At 67.4% G+C, this 1341-nt stretch carries 2 protein-coding genes; both read left to right on the top strand.

Features of this window, described 5'->3' with window-relative positions; genetic code table 11:
• Nucleotides 1-199, top strand: a 199-nt coding sequence (locus tag B5G43_RS16855; RefSeq protein ID WP_206405040.1) for a P27 family phage terminase small subunit, incomplete at its 5' end; no start/stop codon positions are given.
• Nucleotides 192-1341 (top strand): terminase large subunit (locus B5G43_RS16850; RefSeq protein ID WP_087263367.1); only part of this gene is annotated, 1150 nt, incomplete at its 3' end. The genes B5G43_RS16855 and B5G43_RS16850, both read left to right, overlap by 8 nt.

Here is a 1341-nt window from a genome sequence, read left to right as displayed (position 1 = left end):
CCAGGACGGCGACGCCCTCAAGGAGGCCACCAAAGTCCTGGACACCTACTTCAAGCAGGCCCGGGCCTGTGCCAACGACCTGGGGCTCACCATCACCAGCCGCTGCCGCTTGGTGATGCCGGAGGGGAACCGGAAGCCGGAGGAGAGTCCCTTTGAGAAGCTGATGAGGGAGAAGAGGGAGCGGATGGAGCGTGCCTGATACCATCTGGCTTACCCCGTTCCTGAAGGTCCCCCGGCCGGACGATGGCGCGGAGCTGCGCTACTGCCCGGAGGCCGTCCAGGACGTGCTGGACTTCTTCTCCCTCCTGTGCTTCGGACAGAACGAGTGGGCGGGAAAGCCCTTCCAGCTCCTGCCCTGGGAGGAGGAGGCCATCCGGCTTTTCTACGGCGTCCAGGTCCGGGACGAGGACGGGACCTGGGTGCGGTACCGGCGTTTCCTCTACGACGAGATCCCAAAGAAGAACGGCAAGAGCGAGTTCGCCGCCGCGCTGGGGCTCTACCACCTCCTCTTTGACGGGGAGGCCCGGCCCCAGGTGGGGGTCTTTGCCGCCGACAAGAACAACGCCGATATCATCTACCAGTGCGCCAAGTACATGGTGGAGCACACCTGCCTGGGCCAACCGGAGCACGACCCCATCGCCTGGGCCCGGGACAGCCGCCGGGAGATCCACACCAAATACGGCGGCGTGCTGAAGGTCTACTCCGCCGACGCCGAGAGCAAGCACGGCTACTCCTTCTCCGCCATCCTCATCGACGAGCTCCACGCCCAGCCCAACCGGAAGCTGTGGGACGTGCTCACCGCCGGCTCCGACGCCGCCCGGCGCCAGCAGGCGGTCATTGTGTTGACCACCGCCGGAGACGACCCGGACCGGAAGAGCATCGGCTGGGAGGTCCACGAGAAGTGCCGGCGCATCCTGGCCTGGCGGCGGGGGGAGCCCGAGCGGGAGCTGGACACCGATGATCCGGCCTGGTGCCCCATCATGTACGGCGTGTCGGTCCTCACCGGGGACGACCCGGAGCGCATCGCGGAGCTGGACATCTGGGACGAAAACGTCTGGCGGGCGTGCAATCCGGGACTGGGCCACAACCTGAGTTTCCGAAAATTCCGGGCGGAGGCCCGGGCGGCCCGGCAGAGCGAGGCGGCCGAGCGGCTTTTCCGGTGGCTCCGCCTCAACCAGTGGATCGCCACCCACGCGGTGGGCTGGCTTCCCCTGGGGCTCTACGACAAGACCCAGCTCAACCGGGAGGAGTGGAAGGCCCTCAACGCCCCCGCACGGCGGCAGGCGGTGCGGGATTTCCTGGCCGGAAAGAAGTGCTTCGGCGGGCTGGACCTGTCCACCA

It is taken from the genome of Flavonifractor sp. An92 (assembly GCF_002159175.1).
In the GTDB taxonomy this organism is placed as follows: domain Bacteria; phylum Bacillota; class Clostridia; order Oscillospirales; family Oscillospiraceae; genus Pseudoflavonifractor_A.
Note: the sequence above shows the minus strand (reverse complement) of the source record. Positions and strands in the feature narration are given on the sequence as shown.